We start from the raw sequence: 3,190 nt of genomic DNA on the forward strand, positions 1-3,190 counted from the left end.
TACTGACCGCCAGGAGGCGGCAACACGCCGCCGACCGGTCAATGCAAACGGCCAGCTCACGCTGGCCGTTTGCACGTCTAGCTCCGCTGCGACAGATCAGGCTGCCGGCCACGCCGCGAGGAATTCCTCCCAGTGCTTCGCGCCGATGCGCGCCAAGGCGTTGCGCACCACCGCCACTTCCGCCGCGTACCCCGCCGCGTCGAGCTGACCACGCATACGCTGAAAACCCAAATACACGAGATACGTGTTCACGACGTCGGTCTCGCAGTAGTCGCGGATTTCAGCGATCCGCCCCTCCTGAAACGCAGGCCACACCACCGAGCCATCCATCCCGAGCTTGCCCGGAAAGCCCATCAGCTTCGCGAGTTCGTCGAGCGGCGCGTTTGCGCGCGCCTGGTACATCGCCAGCAGGTCCATCAAGTCCAGGTGACGACTGTGGTAGCGGCCGATGTAGTTGTTCCACTTGAAATCGCGCGAGTCGTTGTAGTCGCCCTCGCCCTGATCCCAATAGCGCGGCGCCGAAACCCCGTGCTTCAGCCCACGGTAATGCAGCACCGGCAGGTCGAAACCACCGCCGTTCCACGATACGATCTGCGGCGTGTAGCGCTCGATGCCGTCGAAGAAGCGCTGGATGATGTCCCGCTCCCCGCAATCCGGCTCGGACAGTGAGAACACCCGGAACTGGCTTGCGTCACGCAGCACGCACGAGATCGTCACGACGCGCTGCAGATGAAGCGGCAAAAAATCCGTGCCATTCGCGGCGCGACGCTGCTGGAATGCGAATTCGGCAACCTCGTAGTCGCTCAGATCATCCGGCAGTCCATTCAACACACGGATGCCATCGACGTCCGGAATCGTCTCGATGTCAAAAACCAGCACCGGCATCCGCCGATTCCTCCTAGCGCGTCATCCGGGGAACACCCCCGTCGACAAATAACGGTCGCCCCGATCGCACACAATCGACACGATCACCGCGTTCTCCAACTGCCCAGCCAGCCGCAACGCGGCATGCATGGCGCCGCCCGACGAGATTCCCGCGAAGATGCCTTCCTCGCGCGCGAGACGCCGCGTCATCTCCTCGGCGTCGGCCTGGCTCACGTATTCGAGCCCATCGACCCGGGTCTTGTCGTAGATGCGCGGCATATACTCCTCGGGCCACTTGCGGATACCCGGGATCTGCGAACCCTCCTCCGGCTGGCAACCGATGATACGGACCGCCGGATTCCTTTCCTTCAGGAAACGCGAGCAGCCCATGATCGTTCCGGTCGTACCCATGCTGCTGACGAAATGCGTGATCAGGCCGCCGGTCTGTTCCCAGATCTCCGGGCCCGTGCCCTCGTAATGGGCGACCGGATTGTCCGGGTTCGCGAACTGGTCGAGGATGATCCCTTTGCCTTCGTCGCGCATGCGCTCCGCGACGTCGCGCGCCATCTCCATGCCGCCTTCGCGCGGCGTGAGCACCAGTTCGGCAGCGAACGCGCGCATCGTCTGGCGCCGCTCGACACTCTGGTTTTCGGGCATCACAAGGATCATGCGGTAGCCGCGCATCGCCGCCGCCATGGCCAGTGCAATGCCCGTGTTCCCGCTCGTCGCCTCGATCAGCGTGTCGCCCGGCTTGATCTCGCCGCGCGCTTCGGCGCGCAGGATCATCGAAAGGGCTGGCCGATCCTTCACGGACCCCGCCGGATTGTTGCCTTCGAGCTTTGCCAGGATCACGTTGTTGCGGCCGGCATTGATGCGCTTGAGGCGCACCAGCGGCGTGTGACCCACATAATCGTCGAGCGTCTTGAATTCCATCAGCCTGTCGTCTGCAAGGGTTGAACCATCGGATGTTAAGCCGCCGCCGCCCGACCGGAGAACCCAATCGGGGGCATAAGCTTATGACCGAAGCTCAACGACGGCCGATGCCGTGATACTCGATCCCCGCGCGCTTCATTGCGGCCGGGTCATACATATTGCGCCCGTCGAAGATCACCGGATGACGCAGGGTCTCGCGGATACGCCCGAAGTCGGGGCTGCGGAATTCCTTCCACTCGGTCACGATCACGAGCGCATCGGCCTTGTCGAGCACCTCCATCGGGCGCTCGACGTAGCGCAGGCGCGGCTCGTCGCCGAAAATGCGGCGCGCCTCGGCCATCGCGACGGGATCGTAAGCCGAAACGGTCGCACCGCGGCGGAAGAGCTCGGCCACGATTACCCGGCTCGGCGCTTCGCGCATGTCGTCGGTGTTGGGCTTGAAGGCCAGGCCCCACAAGCCGAAATGCATGCCGCTCAGATCCTCGCCGAAACGCGCGACGATCTTGTCGACCAGGCGCAGCTTCTGCGCCTCGTTCGCTTCTTCGACTGCGTTCAGGATCAGCAGGTCGTGTTTGTTCTCGCGGCCGCTGCGCACCAGCGCCTTCACGTCCTTCGGGAAGCACGAGCCGCCGTAGCCGCAGCCGGCATAGAGGAAGTGCCAGCCGATACGCGGATCCGAGCCCATGCCCTGCCGCACCAGTTCGATGTCCGCGCCGAGGGTCTCCGCCAGGTTCGCCAACTCGTTCATGAAGCTGATGCGGGTGGCGAGCATCGCGTTGGCGGCGTATTTCGTCAGCTCGGCGCTGCGCACGTCCATCGCGAGCAGCTTCTCGTGATTGCGCTGGAAGGGCGAATACAGCTCACGCATCAAGCCGATTGCACGCTCGTCGTCCGCACCGACAACGATACGGTCCGGGCGCATGAAATCGTCGAGCGCGGCGCCTTCCTTCAGGAACTCCGGGTTCGAGACGATACTGAAAGGCAGGTCTGCGCCGCGTGCTTTCAATTCGGCCGCCACGGCCTCGCGAACGCGATCGCCGGTGCCCACGGGAACCGTCGACTTGTCGACGATGACACGATAGTCATCCATGTAGCGACCGATGTTGCGTGCTGCCGCGAGCACGTACTGCAGATCGGCCGAACCGTCCTCGTCCGGCGGCGTGCCGACGGCGATGAACTGAATCTCGCCGAAGGCAACCGACTCGGCCACGTCGGTGGTGAAGTGCAGGCGACCGGCCGCCACATTGCGGCGCACCATGTCGTCCAGGCCCGGTTCATAGATCGGGATGCCGCCGGCTTGCAGTAGTTCGATCTTGGCCGGATCGACGTCGAGGCAGCACACCTCGTTGCCGACTTCGGCGAGGCAGGTGCCAGTGACCAGGCCGACGTAGCC

At 64.0% G+C, this 3,190-nt stretch carries 3 protein-coding genes; all 3 read right to left on the bottom strand.

From position 1 onward, the window contains the following. Window positions 1–96 precede the first annotated feature (96 nt). Entirely contained in the window at window positions 97–885 is a 789-nt protein-coding gene (locus tag VJ673_RS08555) for a 3'-5' exonuclease (RefSeq protein ID WP_324125654.1), read from the bottom strand. A gap of 21 nt (window positions 886–906) precedes the next feature. Further along, window positions 907–1,797 (bottom strand): cysteine synthase CysM, encoded by an 891-nt coding sequence (gene cysM / locus VJ673_RS08560; RefSeq protein ID WP_324125655.1) that lies wholly within the window; start codon window positions 1,795–1,797, stop codon window positions 907–909. A 94-nt stretch (window positions 1,798–1,891) separates the two neighbouring features. Next, window positions 1,892–3,190 (bottom strand): UDP-glucose dehydrogenase family protein (locus VJ673_RS08565; protein ID WP_324125656.1); only part of this gene is annotated, 1,299 nt, incomplete at its 5' end.

It is taken from the genome of Aromatoleum sp., assembly GCF_035254505.1.
Taxonomy (GTDB): domain Bacteria; phylum Pseudomonadota; class Gammaproteobacteria; order Burkholderiales; family Rhodocyclaceae; genus Aromatoleum.

What these genes read in the sequence shown, in the direction of transcription:
- VJ673_RS08555 (WP_324125654.1), bottom strand. Translation starts at nt 885, where the DNA reads ATGCCGGTGCTGGTTTTTGACATCGAGACGATTCCGGACGTCGATGGC.
- cysM (WP_324125655.1), bottom strand. Translation starts at nt 1,797, where the DNA reads ATGGAATTCAAGACGCTCGACGATTATGTGGGTCACACGCCGCTGGTG.